Raw genomic sequence first — 840 nt, 5'->3', positions numbered from 1 at the left:
AATAATATATTGAACGGGCTGAGCACCCGACATTTCTTTATTAATAAAAGGGCCTTCAAGATGAACGCCAAGTACTTCAGCTTGATTCCTATTATTCTGGTTTTCTATATATTCTCCCGCGTTGATTAATGCATTTGCAATTGCTTCCTCTGACTGGGTCATAGTTGTGGCAATAAAGCTAGTTGTTCCTTCCTTTGGAAGTGCAGCTGCCATCGTATCAAGGGCTTCCTTCGTTCCGTCCATGAAATCTGCCCCGTCTACTCCGTGAATATGAACATCAATCAGCCCCGGTATCACTGTATAATTTTTAGGTGTAATTAGTTCTTGAAAGCCATAGACATTAACACTTTTTAAATCTGCCATTTCGCCAATTTCAGCTATCTTTCCAGCTTCTAATTTGATAAATCCATTGTTGATTATTCCTGTCTGGGAATAAATATTAATATTCTTCAACAATAATTTTTCACGACCTAGGTTGTTCACTTCATCACACCCTTGTTAGGTTCCTGACTTTTCAATTTTCGCTTTTCAGGTGCAATGAAGCAGCACCATATATCCCAGCTTTATTTCCAAGAGATGCTTTTATAATTGATACATCTGAATAATTTTCCATGATTAATTCTTTTACTTTCATCGAAATCTTCTTAATGAGGTGTTCCTGTTCCATTACCCCGCCGCCAATAATAATAGCAGGGGGATCAAATATATGAATAAGGGAGGTTAGGCCTAGAGCAACTTCAAAGGTCCAATCTTGTATAACTTTTGCTAGTTTTGGATCTTTTTGATTTTCCTCAGCAAAAATAATTCTTCCATTTAGGTAATCTTTATTTATTTTTTTTG

Annotated in this window: 1 protein-coding gene and 1 pseudogene (1 of these 2 only partly in view); both read right to left on the bottom strand. The window is 36.4% G+C overall.

Annotation, left to right across the window (positions count from 1 at the left end; translation table 11 throughout):
- Positions 1-483: pseudogene (gene nagA / locus V7149_RS10605) on the bottom strand (N-acetylglucosamine-6-phosphate deacetylase) (it extends 734 nt beyond the left edge of the window).
- 31 nt (positions 484-514) lie between these two features.
- A partial coding sequence (locus tag V7149_RS10600; protein WP_335345597.1) for an ROK family protein occupies positions 515-840 on the bottom strand: 326 nt, incomplete at its 5' end.

Origin of the sequence: Bacillus sp. JJ1503 (genome assembly GCF_036965125.1) — a bacterium.
Lineage (GTDB): Bacteria > Bacillota > Bacilli > Bacillales > Cytobacillaceae > Cytobacillus.
This window is presented reverse-complemented; position numbering and strand designations above follow the sequence as displayed.